Below are 15,548 nucleotides of genomic sequence, written 5' to 3'. Positions count from 1 at the left end.
ACTTCATTTTTGAGGCTTTCTTAATATTATTAAATGTGAGTTTATATTGTAGCTTAACCTTTTGAGGATAAGCTTAATGTTTTTATCGCATGCACTTAAAATATATTTAGAGCCTGTCCATAAACTAAGTGTTTGAAATATAAAGTTCAAATACAAGGCTTGTGAAGTCATAAAAATCAAGGAACTGACGAACGAAGTAAAGGCATAATCAAAGCTATTGCTTTGATTATGCTTTACAAGGAGGAAGAAGACGGAGACAGTTTACTTTTCGTAAATGACTGTTTTTATGACAAGCGTAACGCAGAAGTTGACTTAATAGACAAACACTATTTAAATAAAAGAAGATGGCGTGTTCCAGTTGCCGCCGTGGTCATGGCTGATTGTTTCGGCTTTTTTGGAACACGCCATTTTTTTATAAAAGTAAAAATGCTGATTTTTTAGCACTTTTCTTCAAGTATCCTATTTTTTAACAATCAGACTAATGCTAATCCAAAATCTTTTAACATCTTTACACTCCTGTATTTTATGATAAAACAACAGTGACTGCTAAGCAATACAAATAGTGCTAAAAGATAGTATACAAGGTGTTTAATCATTCTGTACAAACTGATTATTTACGGATGAATTATTGATGAGAAGTCGTGCTGAAATAAGTTATTTAACGCTATTGGGATTATCGCTCACCGTAGTGATGACGGTTTGTCGTGAGTATTCCACACAGCAGATAGCCGTTACACAGGACGGGTTGCGACATCAGATTTATCAACTTCAAAATGTAAATCTGCCCGGTTGGCTGTTGGAACAAACAAATCCGGAAGGCGTTTTTGTTTTCGACGACCAATTTTTAGTAATTTATGCCGCCGGCACTCCCCATACTTTTGATATTGATTTATCTGCGTTTGCTGGCTGGCCTGTCATATCAAACGGTTCGTTGCTCAACGACTCCGAAAATAGCTTAATTTCCAATGGTTGCTGTTACTGGTCAGGTTCAGCCGTTCTTTTTTATGACTTCAATACAACTCCTTTTGTTTTTATAAAGAGTTTATCTAAAACCTATTCGGGTTTTGACGCTTCTATACAAGTGCGAGCAGGTCCTTTAGTGGCCTGAATATCGTATTTTCTACCACAATTAGTCTTTTTAAGACATTTCTCTGTTTTTATATTATAAATTTTAGAATTGAACCATTATGGGTTTTATTGATAGTATATTATCCACGTTTTTGGGTAATAAGTCGGATCGCGACATGAAAGAAATTGCCCCTATTCTTGAGCAAATTAAAGCTGCTTATCCTGCCATACAAGCGCTTGGAAACGACGAACTCAGAAATCGAACCGAAATACTGAAACAGCAGTTGCGTGATCACGTGAAAGAGGAACAGGCGCAAATTGATGCCATCAAAAAACGTATCGATGATGAAAATCCAGATATCACTGAACGCGAAGCAATGTATGATGAAGTCGACCGTCTTGAAAAGTCGATTACAGAAAAATTCGAAGATGCTTTAAGCGCTATTTTGCCGGAAGCTTTTTCGGTAGTAAAAGAGACCGCTCGTCGTTTTTCCGAAAATGAGACGGTTGTTGTAACGGCAACTCAGTTTGACAGGGATTTAGCTGCTTTGCATGATTTTGTTGAAATTGAGGACGATAAGGCCATTTATCATAATAAGTGGTTGGCTGGGGGAAATGAAATCACCTGGGATATGGTGCATTACGATGTGCAGTTGATAGGGGGTGTCGTTTTGCATCAGGGTAAAATTGCAGAAATGGCTACCGGTGAAGGTAAAACACTGGTTGCCACTTTACCTGTATTTTTGAATGCATTGACCGGACGAGGGGTTCACTTGGTTACTGTTAACGATTATTTGGCCAAACGTGACTCGGAATGGATGGGACCGTTATTTATGTTTCACGGGTTAAGCGTGGATTGTATTGATAAGCACCGGCCCAATTCTGAGGAACGCCGTAATGCCTATAAGGCTGATATTACTTATGGTACCAATAACGAATTTGGGTTCGATTACCTCCGCGATAATATGGCCATTTCACCCGACGACCTGGTTCAACGCAAGCACAACTATGCCATTGTCGACGAGGTCGACTCAGTGTTGATTGACGATGCACGGACGCCATTGATTATTTCTGGTCCGGTGCCGAAAGGAGATGACCAATTATTTGTGGAATTGCGTCCAAAGGTTGAAAAAATCGTCGATATTCAGCGAAATATGGTTTCCCGCTATTTGGCCGAAGCCAAACAAAAGATGAATTCTTCGGATAATAAAGAACAGGAAGAAGGCGCGTTGATGTTGCTGAGAGCTTTTAAAGGAATGCCCAAAAATAAACCGTTGATTAAGTTTTTGAGCGAACCGGGCATGAAAGCGGCTATGATAAAAACGGAAAATTTCTACATGCAGGAGAATAATAAAAAAATGTATGTAGTCACCGATCCGTTGTTGTTTGTTATCGATGAAAAAACCAACTCGGTCGAAATGACCGATAAGGGTATTGATTTGATTACTGATGATTCGGAAGATAAAGAATTCTTTGTACTCCCGGATATTGCTTCACAATTATCGGAACTTGAAAATGCCGGTTTGTCGGATGAAGATAAGGTTCTTAAGAAGGATGAACTGATGCAGAATTATGCCGTTAAGTCGGAACGGGTTCATACCATCAACCAGCTTTTGAAGGCCTATGTGATGTTCGAGAAAGATGTGGAGTATGTTTTGATGGATAATAAGGTGAAAATTGTGGATGAACAGACAGGCCGTGTTATGGAAGGTCGTCGTTATTCTGACGGTTTACACCAGGCCATTGAAGCCAAGGAGCGCGTTAAGGTCGAAGCAGCCACGCAAACGTATGCAACCATTACGTTACAAAATTATTTCCGGATGTATAGCAAGCTGTCGGGTATGACAGGTACGGCAGAGACGGAAGCAGGCGAGCTTTGGGATATCTACAAACTGGACGTGGTGGTAATACCAACCAACCGGCCAATCCAGCGCAAGGATATGGAAGATAAGGTTTACAAGACCAAGCGTGAAAAATACAATGCTGTTATTGAAGAAATTGTTGAACTGGTTAAAAATAACCGACCGGTTCTGGTTGGTACAACTTCGGTTGAAGTTTCTGAATTACTAAGCCGTATGTTGAAGCTGCGGGGAATTCAGCACAACGTATTGAATGCCAAATTACACCAACGAGAGGCCGATATTGTGGCCGATGCCGGTAAGAAAGGGGTTGTTACCATTGCAACCAATATGGCAGGTCGTGGTACCGATATAAAGTTATCGCCGGAGGTGAAAAAGGCTGGTGGTTTGGCCATTGTTGGTACCGAGCGCCATGAATCACGACGTGTCGACCGTCAGCTACGTGGTCGTGCAGGTCGTCAGGGTGATCCGGGTTCATCTCAGTTTTTTGTCTCTTTGGAGGACGATTTAATGCGTCTGTTTGGTTCCGATCGATTGGTTCGGTATATGGACCGGTTAGGCGTTGAAGATGGGGAGATGATTCAGCACAGTATGATTACAAAATCCATCGAAAGGGCTCAGAAAAAAGTTGAAGAAAACAACTTTGGTATTCGTAAACGATTGCTGGAGTACGATGACGTGATGAATTCACAACGTGAGGTCATTTATAAAAAACGTCGACATGCGTTGTTTGGCGAGCGGATGCAGGTGGAAATATCAAATATGATGTATGATAGTGCCGAAGCTATTTTGAGTGAGTATCATGAGTTAGCCGATTACGAAGGTTTTAAAATGGAGCTGATACGGATTTTTTCCATTGATTCGCCTTTTACTGAAGATGAGTTTCTTAAAGCACGTGACAATGAGTTGATTGATAAGTTGCACGAAGTGGTCTGGAAAAGCTATCAACGCAAAATTGAAGCCATGGCTAAACAGGCTTATCCTGTTATAAAAAATGTGTTTGAAACCAAGGCTGAGACCTATGAAAATATTGTTGTTCCCATTTCTGATGGTCAGCGTGTATTTCAGATTACCACGAATTTGAGAAAAGCCTATGAGACTGAAGGCCGGGAATTGGCCCGCTCATTTGAGAAGGCTATGATGCTTATTACCATCGATGAGGCCTGGAAAGAACACTTGCGTGAACTGGATGACCTGAAGCAGGCGGTTCAAAATGCTTCATATGAACAGAAGGACCCCTTATTGATTTATAAATTTGAATCGTTTGATCTGTTTAAATTAATGGTTGAAAAAAACAACAGGTCAGTGGTTGCTTCGCTTTCTAAAGCTCACATTCCCATTCGCGATGCCAGTCAGGTGCGTGAAGGAGATAAACGTCGCAAGGTCGATTTAAGCCATTTACGAACCCAAAAAGATGAGCCGGGTGCCGGTTCTCCGATGAACCGTAAAGGCGCAGATCCTAAGCAACCGCAACATTTGGAACCGGTAAGGGTGGAGAAAAAAGTAGGCCGTAATGATCCTTGTCCCTGTGGCAGTGGTAAAAAATACAAACAGTGCCACGGTAAAGGTTTATAGTTGTTAGCATAAGATGATCCGGTTAAGATAAAAATCCGGCTTTTGTTTGTAACTTTAAGACGATGTTTTAATGTACTGGATGAGCTAATTATAGTGAAACAACAACAGTCACAGGTAAACGTTATTTTAAGGGTTGCGAAGTCATAAAAATCAAGGAACTGACGAACGAAGTAAAGGCATAAGCAAAGCTATTGCTTTGATTATGCTTTACAAGGAGGAAGAAGACGGAGACAGTTTCCTTTTCGTAAATGACTGTTTTTATGACAAGCGTAACGCAGAAATTGACTTTATAGACAAACACTAAATAGTGCCTGTCCATAAAGTCGGGAGCTTGAGCTATAAAGTTCAAATTCAAGGCTTGCGCAGCTCGAAAAATGTGAGTTTACTCCCGTAAATGACCATTTTGAGAGCAAGCATAACGCAGAAGTTGGACTTTATAGACAGACTCTAAATAGAACTAATGCTGGTGGTTCATCTTTCATTAGAACAGTTAATTTTATAATACAGGTGGCATCAAAATTTATTAAGTCACTTCAAAATAATAAGTTTATGTTTTTTAATTTTATCACATGGGCACCGGCCCCCGAAATATTTTCGTTGGGACCGCTTACGGTTCGATACTACGGGGTCTTTTTTGCTGTGGCCTTTTTATTGGGTTATTATATTGTGGAGCGCATGTTTCGGCGCGAAAATGCACCGGAAGAGTGGCTCGACAAGTTGTTTATTTACGTCATGGTGGCTACGGTTGTTGGAGCTCGTCTGGGACATGTCTTTTTTTACGGCTGGGATTATTACTCCGTGCATCCCGAAGATATATTGAAAGTCTGGGAAGGTGGACTGGCCAGCCATGGAGGGGCAATTGGTATTTTAATTGCCATTTGGTTGTTCTCGAAAAAGGTGACCAAACGATCTATGTTGTGGACGCTCGACCGGATGGTAATACCGGTGGCTTTGGCCGGGGCTTTTATTCGAATGGGGAACCTGATGAATTCGGAAATAGTAGGTGCTGAAACCACTTTACCATGGGGCTTTCAGTTTTTGAGAGCCCATGTTGCCAATCCGGAAATACCCCGACATCCATCGCAAATATATGAGGCCTTGGCTTATTTGGCCACCTTTGTGTTGCTGATGTACATGTATTGGAAAAAGGACGCTCATAAACGTCCGGGACTTATTTTTGGCGTATTTCTTATTGGGATTTTTCTGGCACGTTTTTTAATTGAATTTGTGAAGGAAAATCAGGAAGCATTTGAGAATGCCATGACTTTTAATATGGGACAAATACTTAGTATTCCTTTTGTTATTTTGGGAGGATATTTAATATACCGGGCTTTTCGACGCCCGCCGGTTGAAACAGCGGCAGGTAAAAGAAAATAATCAATGAAGAGATTTTAAACCATAGAAGAGTCAGGCATTAGTATGGTGTCTGGCTTTTCTGTTTTTTATGAATATATGATGCAACACACAGCTTTATTTTATGTTATACTGGCAATTATCTTGTTGGATTCTGTCTGGGGTTTCTTTTTAGATGCGCTGAATAGTAAAAACTGGGCACAAGAAGTGCCTGATCGTCTTAAAGATGTATTTTCAGAGGAACAATTCAAAAAACAAAAAGCTTACCGAAAGGTGAACTATCAGTTTGGGATATTATCTTCGTTATTTTCATTGTTGGTTTTGTTGGCATTGCTTTGGTTTAACGGATTTGCTTTTATTCATGAATGGCTGAAAGGTTATACTGAAAGCTGGTTATGGCTGCCCCTGTTATTTTTCGGTCTCATCGGATTGGGAACGACGATAGTCTCCTTGCCTTTTTCGGTGTATGAAACATTTGTGATAGAACAAAAATTTGATTTCAATAAAACGACACCGGTTCTGTTTTTTAGCGACATCTTAAAATCATTGCTTTTGGGTGGAATTATTGGCGGTTTATTACTGGGTTTATTTATCTGGTTTTATGGCTGGGCAGGCACCCGTTTTTGGCTTTACGCATGGGCGGTGACAGCGTTATTTATGCTCTTTTTTGGTAAATTTTATTCCTCTGTTATTTTGCCGCTTTTTAACAAACTTAAACCATTGGATGATGGTGAATTAAGAAAGGCTATTGAAACAATGAGTCGTAATACTGGATTTACACTCGAAAATATTTTTGTGATGGATGGATCTAAACGATCTACCAAATCAAATGCCTTTTTTAGTGGTTTTGGAAAAAATAAAAAAATTGTCTTGTTTGATACTTTAATTGATGAATTAACCAACGACGAAATAGTGGCTGTACTGGCCCATGAAATAGGCCATAATAAATTAAAACATACAATTAGAGGCACAATTCTGGGAATTTTACAGAGTGGGCTGACACTGTTTCTGCTGGGTTGGTTTATTAATTATCCGGCTGTTTCGCAGGCTTTAGGGGTCGACGAACCGACTTTTCACATTGGATTACTGGGTTTTGGCTTATTGTATACACCCGTGAGCGGCGTTATAGGGTTGGCCATGACACTGCTTTCACGCCGACAGGAATATCAGGCCGACGCCTTTGCGGCCAGATATTGTAAGGCTGAAGCACTTCAGTCGGCATTAAAAAAAATATCCGCATCAGCGTTGAGTAATCCCACACCACATCCCTGGTACGTCTTTTTTCATTATTCACATCCGCCATTGCTGGAGCGCCTCAGTGCTTTGGATAAATTTTGTTAAAAGAAAAATAGCGGTTTTTATTATCAAATTATAGATATGGATTAAATTCTATAGTCTTTAATCTCAATAAATTATGCAAGTTGATATTATTACAATTGGCGATGAACTACTAATTGGGCAGGTCATTGATACAAACTCAGCCTGGATGGGCCAGGAACTTAATAAGGAAGGGTTTTATGTTAACCGTATAACTTCGGTTAGCGACGACCATGAAGAAATTCTTTCGGTGTTGCGTGAAACAACCGAACGATCAAAGATAGTTCTCATAACAGGCGGTCTGGGGCCGACCCGTGATGATATCACCAAAAATACTTTGTGTGAATTCTTCAATACAAAATTGGTGCACAATGAACAAGTGTTAGCCGATGTAAAGACCTTTTTATCAGGACGGGTTAAAAATCTAAACCAGCTGAATCAGGATCAGGCGCTGGTGCCGGAATCGGCAACGGTGATTCGAAATCCGGTCGGCACAGCACCCATTCTTTGGTTTTCATACAATGGCGGGGTGGTGGTCAGCATGCCCGGTGTGCCTACGGAGATGCAACACGCAATGCATCATGAAATATTACCGCGGTTACGAAAGTCTTTTGACACAGGATTTGTTGAGCATAAAACAATTTTGATTCATAATATCCCGGAAGCCGTATTAGCCGAGATGTTGTCGGGGTGGGAAGATGCGGTGCCGAAGTTCATAAAAGTGGCATATCTGCCATCGCCAGGTAAAATTCGTCTTCGTTTATCTGCAAGGGGAAACGACCAACAATTGCTTAAATCGGCCATTCAAAACTCGGTTGAAGCGCTTAAACCTATCATTGGCGATAATATCTATGCAGAAGAAGATCAGGCAATCGGCGAAGTAATTATTAATCTGCTAAAGCAACAACATAAAACGGTTTCTTTGGCTGAAAGTTGTTCCGGTGGTTTAATGGCTCATTTAATAACGGCTGTTCCTGGTGCATCTGAAGTATTTAAAGGAAGTTTGGTTGCTTATTCCAACGAAATAAAAAATCGCGTTTTAGGTGTAAACAAAGCCGATTTAGACCAGTATGGCGCCGTTAGCAGGCAAGTTGTTGAACAAATGGCCAAAGGAGCTGTAGATGTGTTTAAAACTGATTTTGCGGTGGCTACGTCAGGAATTGCCGGTCCGTCGGGTGGCAGCAAGGATAAACCGGTGGGAACAGTCTGGATAGCATGGGCTTCGGCTCATAAGGTGGTTAGCGACTGTTTTCAATTGGGACAGATGCGTGACCGGGTTATCATGCGAACTGCTGATACCGGCTTAATACGGTTAAAAAAGTTAATCGAAAATAACGATTTATAAACAAAATATTACACTGTTATCAGATTATAAGTTGGATTTGATGGACAGGGATTTTTAGACGTTTCAACTTGAAAAATAAGGCTAAATGTGTTATTTTTGCTTTAATAACAATGATTAATAAATCTTAATTAATTGTTTTATCGATTTTTAATCAACTTATTTAAAGTCTTTCTTCTGATAAGTGTGAAAGATTACCTAAACAAAAATCATTTTTTGGAATAAAAATGTATAAAACAGGTAAATAAAAAAGTGAGTTATTTGTTTTTTTGGAATAAAATAACGTATTTTGCGCTCTGTTTGAAAAACGTAGATATTAAAAAACGGTTGAGCAATGTCAAAAGTTTGTGAAATAACTGGCAAAAGGGCCATGGTAGGAAACAATGTTTCCCACTCAAAAAGACGCACCAAAAGAAGCTTCGATGTAAATTTATTTTACAAAAACTTCTATTTGCCTGAAGAGGGTCGTTGGGTTAAGCTGAGAGTATCGGCTTCCGGATTACGACTAATCAATAAAATTGGTGTGGAAGCTGCCATAAAATCGGCACAGGACAAAGGTTTTTTAAGTGTAAAACAATAATAACGGAGGGTAGAAAAAATGGCAAAAAAAGGAAAAGGCAACCGCATCCAGGTAATTCTGGAGTGTACTGAGCACAAAGAAAGCGGACTACCCGGTACTTCCAGGTATATTACCGTTAAAAACAGAAAGAATACGCCCGATAGAATGGAGTTGAAAAAATACAACCCAATTTTGAAGCGTATGACTATACATCGTGAAATCAAGTAAATTTTAAGTCATGGCTAAGAAAGTAGTTGCAACACTGCAAAAAGGTTCGGGTAAAGGTCACACCCGTGTTATTAAAATGGTGAAATCTCCCAAGACCGGTGCCTACACTTTCCGTACGGAAATGGTTACCAACGATGCTGTTAAAGATTTCTTTAATAAAAAATAACCGGATTCCCGGATTCTTTTAATGAATAAAAAGCTCTCTGTTTCAGGGAGCTTTTTTTGCTACTGTTCATAGCACCTGTGGGTAGTCTTTGCTTATTTATCACTATATTTACCACCAATTTATCAATTTATTATATTATGGGTTTGTTCGGAAGTTTAAACCGTTCGAAAAAGGAACGGCTGGATGAAGGCTTGTCGAAAACCAAAGAGAGTGTTTTGCAAAAAATTACTCGCGTGGTTGTTGGCAAATCAAAAGTTGATGATGATATTCTTGACGAACTGGAGGGTGTTCTTATCAGTTCGGATGTTGGGGTTGATACGACCATTAAAATCATTGATCGTATTGAAGCCAGAGTGGCAAGGGATAAATTTGTGAATGCCCAGGAACTGGATAAAATTTTGAAAGAGGAGATCTCTGCACTTTTGGCTGAGAATAAAGTCAATGATGTGTCTGATTTTGATATACCAAGCGGGAAATCTCCTTATGTTATCATGGTGGTGGGGGTCAATGGCGTTGGTAAGACGACGACCATTGGAAAGTTGGCTCACAAGTTTAAAGCAGCGGGAAAGAGTGTTGTTTTGGGCGCTGCGGATACTTTCCGGGCTGCGGCCATCGAGCAGTTAGAGATCTGGGCTCAGCGGGTAGAGGTCCCTTTGATTAAGCAGAAGATGGGGTCTGATCCGGCTTCAGTGGCATTTGATACGCTGACGTCGGCCAAGGCAAACAATGCCGATGTGGTGATTATTGATACTGCCGGCCGTTTGCACAATAAAGTGAATTTGATGAATGAGCTCTCGAAAATCAAAAAAGTAATGCAGAAGGTCGTGCCCGATGCCCCTCACGAAATAATACTGGTTTTGGATGGCTCCACAGGTCAGAATGCTTTTGAGCAAGCCAAACAATTTACCCTGGCTACAGAGGTTAACGCTTTGGCCATCACCAAGCTCGACGGGACTGCTAAAGGAGGTGTTGTGATTGGTGTTTCAGATCAGTTTAAGGTGCCGGTAAAATATATTGGTATTGGTGAAGGCATTGACGATTTGCAGCCCTTCGACCGTGAAGCTTTTGTAAATTCACTATTCGGTAAATAATTAATTTAAACAATGGGGCAAAAAAAGGTTGATGTTATCACTCTGGGTTGTTCAAAAAACCTGGTCGATTCGGAATTGTTAATCAAGCAATTTGAGGCAAGTGGTTTCAGAGTGGAACATGATTCTCCCAATCCAACGGGCGACATTGTCGTGATTAATACCTGTGGGTTTATTGGTGATGCCAAGGAAGAGTCCATCGATATGATTCTTCGTTTTGCCGAAGCCCGCAAACAGGGCGATATAGAAAAATTGTTGGTGATGGGCTGTCTGTCGCAACGCTATTTCGAGCAACTTGGAACTGAAATTCCAGAAGTAGATCAGTTTTATGGCAAATTTAACTGGAAGGATTTGATCGCTGATTTGGGTCTGGTTTACCGAGCCGATTTACGAAACGAGCGTTCTCTTACTACGCCGGACCATTACGCTTATTTGAAAATATCAGAAGGATGTGACCGCACTTGTTCATATTGCGCCATTCCTCTCATTACCGGCAAACATAAGTCCCGAACCATTGAAAGTTTGGTGGAAGAAACTAAGTTGCTGGCATCCAAAGGTGTGAAGGAATTACAGGTGATTGCACAGGAGCTTACTTACTATGGTCTGGATATCTACAAAAAACGAATGCTGGCACCGTTGATTCAGGAACTTTCAAAAGTGGAGGGAATTGAATGGATTAGGTTACATTATGCCTATCCGGCCGGATTCCCGTCGGATGTTTTGGATGTAATGGCCAATAATCCTAAAGTTTGTAATTATTTGGATATTGCCTTTCAGCACATTTCCGATCCGATGCTGAAAAGTATGCGTCGTAATGTTACCAAAGCTGAAACGTTAGATCTTATTCGCCAGTTTAGGGCGAAAGTGCCGGGTATTCATTTGCGCACCACACTTATTACAGGACATCCCAATGAAACAGAAGCTGATTTTGAAGCATTGAAAGATTTTGTTATTTCACAAAAATTTGACCGGCTGGGCGTTTTTCCATATTCTCATGAAGAAGATACCTATGCTTATAAAATGTATGACGACAATGTCCCGGATGAAGTTAAGCAAGATCGGGCCAACATTATTATGGAGCTTCAAAGTAACATTAGTCGTGAACTGAATGAAAATAAAATTGGTTCAACACAAAAAGTAATTATCGATCGCAAGGAAGCTGACTTTTATGTGGGGCGTACTCAGTTTGATAGCCCTGAAGTAGATCCAGAAGTATTGATAAGCACCGATAAACCAATGCAGATAGGTCAATTTTACGAGGTTACCATTAATGGGGCTGAGGACTACGATTTATTGGCCGATTGGTGATGTACGCTGAAAAACAGCAATTTGGGTGTTGCTATTCAGCAAATATAAAAAGGGTTCTGAAATACGATAGGTGTTAACCCGCGACAGGGCATTTACAAACTCAGCTTCTGCAACCCCACGGCAAAACATTTTTGTGGATACCATACGGATAATTTGAAGGCGGCTGTTGTAACGGTTGACAATATATGATCCTTGCATACGGTTACAACCATTGTATCCGGCTACCGTTGAATCGCTAAAAGTCAAAGTGGGCACTCCTGAAGGAAAAATTTGTGACAGATCATTAAAATCCTGCCATTTAGCCATTTCCCAGTTTCCCTTGAGCGTATCGGGCTGTAAACTTATTTTTTGAGTTGTAACACAGGCGGTTACCAATATGCTGATAATAGCTGTTAATTGAATAATTCGTTTCATAACGGCCGAATTTGAAATTATTGAAATTTTGAAATTTTTGCTTGTCCCTTTTGAGCAAAACAATATTTTTTGGTTATCTGGAGCCTTGAGTTCCGTTTCATCCTCTATTTTCGTTAATGGTCATTGCGCTGATTAAAATTCATAAATTCAGTTTTATTTAGAATTTAATCATCAATGAATATGAACCACGAAACAGTTCATTATTTTTTACTTTTTCGCTCAATTCCCAGAAAAGAACATGCCAAATATGCAACTTCCTGTTAAATTTGTCGCTTGTTATTTCAAAAAAGGTTGATTGTGGATATTTTATTTATCATTATAAACGTCATTGGTGGATTAGGGCTCTTTTTATTAGGGATGGAACTATTGAGTTCCGGAACAAAAAAGATGGCCGGGCATCGATTGCGTCATCTGTTGGATGGCTTTTTAAAAACAAAAACCGGTGGAGTGGGGTTTGGAATACTGTTAACCCTTCTGTTTCAAAGTAGTAGTGCTGCATCGGTGGTCCTTATCGGTTTCATTGATGCCTCACTCATTACATTCACTCAGACTTTGCCGGTGGTTTTGGGAACCGGCATCGGGACAACCATTACAACGCAGCTCATTTCTTTCAACGTGGGGCAGTATGCGTTGATGTTTGTGGGTTTTGGTTTTTTCATAAAATCCTTTACCAAAGGACGTTGGAGTCATTTAGGTCAACTAATACTTGGATTCGGGGTTCTATTTTTCGGGATGCGTTTGATGTCGGATGGCATGTCACCATTACGCGATATGCCCCAATTTGTAGAACTGTTAACGCACCTTGAGCGACCATGGGCCGGACTCCTTGTAGGGATGCTATTAACGGCGGCCATACAAAGCAGTGCTGCTTTTATTGGTATCCTTATAACGCTGGTAAATAGTGGTTTAATAAGTTTTGAAGCATCTTTACCTTTAATATTGGGGACCAATATAGGAACCACCGTAACGGCCTTATTGGCTGCACTGACGGCCAGTCATCAAGGACGAAAATTAGCCGTAGCCAATGCCTTATTTCGTGTTTTTGGCGCTATGCTGTTTATCTGGTTCATTCATCCGTGGGGTGAATTCACCACCTTTATAACCGGAAATTCGGCTGCCAGTGCTAGGTTGTTGGCCAATGCACACACCATTTTTAATGTGGTAATGGCTTTCACAATGTTGCCTTTTACCTCCTTCATTGGAAAAATTGCTGCAAAAATAGTCCCTTTGCCCAAAAAACAACATCGTTTTTCGTTGCAGTACCTAAATAACGATTTGTTAAAATCGCCGGAGCTATCAATGCCTTTTCTTCAAAAAGAGGTGCAGGATATGGGTGAGGTGGTTTACAGCATGGTAAAAGTTTGTCTGCGTCCGTTTATTCAACGAGACGAAAAGTCGCTGGATAAAATCAAAGCGTGGGAAGAAAAAACCGATTTTTACCGCGATGAAATTAACCAGTTTATGGTTCGTCTGAACGACGGACACCCAATGGAGCAATGGGGAGAAGAGATTTTTAGAATGCTGCATGTGATAAATGAATTGGAGCAGATTGCCGACGTGGTATCCGTAAATATTTCCCGGCAGGCCGAAACATGGCTCAACAGGAATATTAAATTTTCGGAACAGGGTCAGAAAGAATTGATTGAATATCATCAACGAAGCCTGAAGCAATTGGAGCGGGCGCTGATTTTGATGCACGACTGGAATCCGTCGGATGCGCTTAAAATGAAAATGAAATATCGCAAATATGCAACCAGGGCTTTTGAGCTCGAACGCGAACATTATAAACGTCTGTTTAAACCACAGACGCAATCGCTGGAATCGAGCAAGGTACACATGGAGCTCATTAATTTATTGCGCATCGTTAACAGCCGTGCCACAAATTTCGGTCGCATGGTTTTCATGTCGGAGGAATACGAATAGCAGAATTTTTTTATCTTTGTGAAGCTGCTTAAAAAAATAGCAGTCATTGAAACTATGGAATACATTGTCTCAGCCCGGAAATATCGTCCATCGACCTTTAGTTCTGTTGAAGGACAGGGAAATATAACGGCAACACTTAAAAATGCCATAAAAAATAAGCAGCTGGCTCACGCCTACCTGTTTTGTGGGCCACGAGGTGTGGGAAAGACAACGTGTGCACGTATTTTTGCAAAAACCATTAATTGTCAAAACATCACCGACGATTTTGAACCGTGTAACGAATGTGAATCGTGCAAAGCGTTTAACGAAAACCGTTCATACAATATTCATGAATTAGATGCTGCCAGTAACAACTCGGTGGAGGACATCAGACTGTTGACCGACAAAGTACGTATTCCACCGCAAATGGGCAAGTACAGTGTATATATTATCGACGAGGTACATATGCTGTCGCAGGCTGCTTTTAATGCTTTTCTTAAAACATTGGAAGAACCGCCACATCATGCCATTTTTATTTTAGCAACCACCGAAAAACATAAAATATTACCAACGATTTTATCCCGGTGTCAGACGTTTGATTTTAACCGCATTTCGGTTGAAACGGCTGTTCAATATCTTAAATATGTAGCATCAAAAGAAGGTATAACAGCCGAAGATGATGCCCTAAACGTCATTGCAACAAAGGCCGATGGGGCCATGCGGGATGCGTTGTCCATTTTCGACCAGATTGTTGCTTTTTCAGGAAAAAATATCTCCTATCAGCAGGTCATCGATAACCTGAATGTGTTGGATTACGACTATTATTTTCGCCTGGTAGAAGCGTTTCTGAAAGAAGACAGTACCAGTGCACTTCTTATTTATAACGATATTTTGCAACACGGTTTTGAGGGTAGTCATTTTATTAATGGATTAAGCAGCCATTTGCGTGATTTAATGATGTGTAAAGATCCTAAAACTGTACAATTACTTGAAGTAGGAACTTCAATTAAGGAACGATATGCAGCTCAGGCAAAACAGTGCGATACTGATTTTTTGTATACGGCACTCGACATTGCTACCAAATGTGACTTGCAATACCGCATGGCACGAAATAAGCGTCTGCACATTGAATTTGCGTTGCTGAGTCTGTCGCGCATCTTTACTGAAAAAAAAAAGCTATTGAGTTAGCAAAAAAGAAAGCAGCTCAGAATAAGACTCCTGCAATCACGGCTTCACGAACAGTTATTCCTGCTTCGCCGGCTGTCGGCGGAAGCAGTGCGACTCCTAAACCGGGTATTGCTTCTGTTTCGATCAAAAATTTAATAAACCGGACGCCTTCGGCTTCATCCCCTCAAAAAAATAGTTCTGA

The 15,548-nt window shown here is 40.6% G+C and carries 14 protein-coding genes; 13 read left to right on the top strand and 1 reads right to left on the bottom strand.

What is annotated here, in order from left to right; translation table 11 throughout:
• The first annotated feature begins 228 nt into the window (after window positions 1-228).
• The 11 genes from ACT3CD_RS06010 (at window position 229) to rimO (ending at window position 11,863) form a co-directional block, all read left to right on the top strand.
• Entirely contained in the window at window positions 229-441 is a 213-nt protein-coding gene (locus tag ACT3CD_RS06010) for a hypothetical protein (protein WP_444643886.1), read from the top strand.
• Between the two features lie 190 nt (window positions 442-631).
• On the top strand, window positions 632-1,108 hold the full coding sequence (locus ACT3CD_RS06005; protein WP_444643884.1) for a hypothetical protein: 477 nt from the start codon (window positions 632-634) through the stop codon (window positions 1,106-1,108).
• A 79-nt stretch (window positions 1,109-1,187) separates the two neighbouring features.
• Window positions 1,188-4,502, top strand: coding sequence for a preprotein translocase subunit SecA (gene secA / locus ACT3CD_RS06000; protein ID WP_444643882.1), 3,315 nt, complete (start codon window positions 1,188-1,190; stop codon window positions 4,500-4,502).
• 549 nt (window positions 4,503-5,051) lie between these two features.
• Window positions 5,052-5,879, top strand: a complete 828-nt coding sequence (lgt, locus tag ACT3CD_RS05995) for a prolipoprotein diacylglyceryl transferase (RefSeq protein WP_444643880.1) — start codon at window positions 5,052-5,054, stop codon at window positions 5,877-5,879.
• Between the two features lie 75 nt (window positions 5,880-5,954).
• Window positions 5,955-7,196, top strand: coding sequence for a M48 family metallopeptidase (locus ACT3CD_RS05990; protein WP_444643878.1), 1,242 nt, complete (start codon window positions 5,955-5,957; stop codon window positions 7,194-7,196).
• A 73-nt stretch (window positions 7,197-7,269) separates the two neighbouring features.
• Window positions 7,270-8,517: a CinA family nicotinamide mononucleotide deamidase-related protein gene (locus ACT3CD_RS05985; RefSeq protein WP_444643876.1), complete on the top strand. Its 1,248-nt coding sequence runs from the start codon at window positions 7,270-7,272 to the stop codon at window positions 8,515-8,517.
• A gap of 331 nt (window positions 8,518-8,848) precedes the next feature.
• The gene (gene rpmB, locus ACT3CD_RS05980) at window positions 8,849-9,094 is read left to right on the top strand and encodes a 50S ribosomal protein L28 (RefSeq protein WP_444643874.1); all 246 of its coding nucleotides are present in this window, start codon (window positions 8,849-8,851) and stop codon (window positions 9,092-9,094) included.
• An 18-nt stretch (window positions 9,095-9,112) separates the two neighbouring features.
• Window positions 9,113-9,301 (top strand): 50S ribosomal protein L33, encoded by a 189-nt coding sequence (rpmG, locus tag ACT3CD_RS05975; RefSeq protein WP_444643872.1) that lies wholly within the window; start codon window positions 9,113-9,115, stop codon window positions 9,299-9,301.
• 10 nt (window positions 9,302-9,311) lie between these two features.
• Window positions 9,312-9,467 carry a DUF4295 domain-containing protein gene (locus ACT3CD_RS05970; RefSeq protein ID WP_444643870.1) on the top strand — a complete coding sequence of 52 codons (156 nt, stop codon included), beginning with the start codon at window positions 9,312-9,314 and terminating at the stop codon, window positions 9,465-9,467.
• A 137-nt stretch (window positions 9,468-9,604) separates the two neighbouring features.
• Window positions 9,605-10,558 (top strand): signal recognition particle-docking protein FtsY, encoded by a 954-nt coding sequence (ftsY, locus tag ACT3CD_RS05965; protein ID WP_444643868.1) that lies wholly within the window; start codon window positions 9,605-9,607, stop codon window positions 10,556-10,558.
• 12 nt (window positions 10,559-10,570) lie between these two features.
• A complete protein-coding gene (gene rimO, locus ACT3CD_RS05960; RefSeq protein ID WP_444643866.1) occupies window positions 10,571-11,863 on the top strand; it encodes a 30S ribosomal protein S12 methylthiotransferase RimO in 1,293 nt (430 codons plus the stop codon).
• Here rimO and ACT3CD_RS05955 read toward each other — a convergent pair.
• The gene (locus ACT3CD_RS05955; RefSeq protein WP_444643865.1) at window positions 11,846-12,277 is read right to left on the bottom strand and encodes an META domain-containing protein; all 432 of its coding nucleotides are present in this window, start codon (window positions 12,275-12,277) and stop codon (window positions 11,846-11,848) included. The two genes, rimO and ACT3CD_RS05955, sit on opposite strands and share 18 nt — an antisense overlap.
• A 297-nt stretch (window positions 12,278-12,574) precedes the next feature.
• Between ACT3CD_RS05955 and ACT3CD_RS05950 the strand changes: the two genes are divergently transcribed.
• Together ACT3CD_RS05950 and ACT3CD_RS05945 are read left to right on the top strand one after the other, a co-directional pair.
• Window positions 12,575-14,200 carry a Na/Pi cotransporter family protein gene (locus tag ACT3CD_RS05950; protein ID WP_444643863.1) on the top strand — a complete coding sequence of 542 codons (1,626 nt, stop codon included), beginning with the start codon at window positions 12,575-12,577 and terminating at the stop codon, window positions 14,198-14,200.
• Between the two features lie 54 nt (window positions 14,201-14,254).
• Entirely contained in the window at window positions 14,255-15,367 is a 1,113-nt protein-coding gene (locus tag ACT3CD_RS05945) for a DNA polymerase III subunit gamma/tau (protein ID WP_444643861.1), read from the top strand.
• Window positions 15,368-15,548 lie beyond the last annotated feature (181 nt).

Source organism: Geofilum sp. OHC36d9, assembly GCF_052400685.1.
In the GTDB taxonomy this organism is placed as follows: domain Bacteria; phylum Bacteroidota; class Bacteroidia; order Bacteroidales; family Marinilabiliaceae; genus CAZHHH01.
Note: the sequence above shows the minus strand (reverse complement) of the source record. Positions and strands in the feature narration are given on the sequence as shown.

Coding starts and splice junctions, on each gene's coding strand:
- ACT3CD_RS06010 (WP_444643886.1), top strand. CDS start 229: ATGCTTTACAAGGAGGAAGAAGACGGAGACAGTTTACTTTTCGTAAAT.
- ACT3CD_RS06005 (WP_444643884.1), top strand. CDS start 632: ATGAGAAGTCGTGCTGAAATAAGTTATTTAACGCTATTGGGATTATCG.
- secA (WP_444643882.1), top strand. CDS start 1,188: ATGGGTTTTATTGATAGTATATTATCCACGTTTTTGGGTAATAAGTCG.
- lgt (WP_444643880.1), top strand. CDS start 5,052: ATGTTTTTTAATTTTATCACATGGGCACCGGCCCCCGAAATATTTTCG.
- ACT3CD_RS05990 (WP_444643878.1), top strand. CDS start 5,955: ATGATGCAACACACAGCTTTATTTTATGTTATACTGGCAATTATCTTG.
- ACT3CD_RS05985 (WP_444643876.1), top strand. CDS start 7,270: ATGCAAGTTGATATTATTACAATTGGCGATGAACTACTAATTGGGCAG.
- rpmB (WP_444643874.1), top strand. CDS start 8,849: ATGTCAAAAGTTTGTGAAATAACTGGCAAAAGGGCCATGGTAGGAAAC.
- rpmG (WP_444643872.1), top strand. CDS start 9,113: ATGGCAAAAAAAGGAAAAGGCAACCGCATCCAGGTAATTCTGGAGTGT.
- ACT3CD_RS05970 (WP_444643870.1), top strand. CDS start 9,312: ATGGCTAAGAAAGTAGTTGCAACACTGCAAAAAGGTTCGGGTAAAGGT.
- ftsY (WP_444643868.1), top strand. CDS start 9,605: ATGGGTTTGTTCGGAAGTTTAAACCGTTCGAAAAAGGAACGGCTGGAT.
- rimO (WP_444643866.1), top strand. CDS start 10,571: ATGGGGCAAAAAAAGGTTGATGTTATCACTCTGGGTTGTTCAAAAAAC.
- ACT3CD_RS05955 (WP_444643865.1), bottom strand. CDS start 12,277: ATGAAACGAATTATTCAATTAACAGCTATTATCAGCATATTGGTAACC.
- ACT3CD_RS05945 (WP_444643861.1), top strand. CDS start 14,255: ATGGAATACATTGTCTCAGCCCGGAAATATCGTCCATCGACCTTTAGT.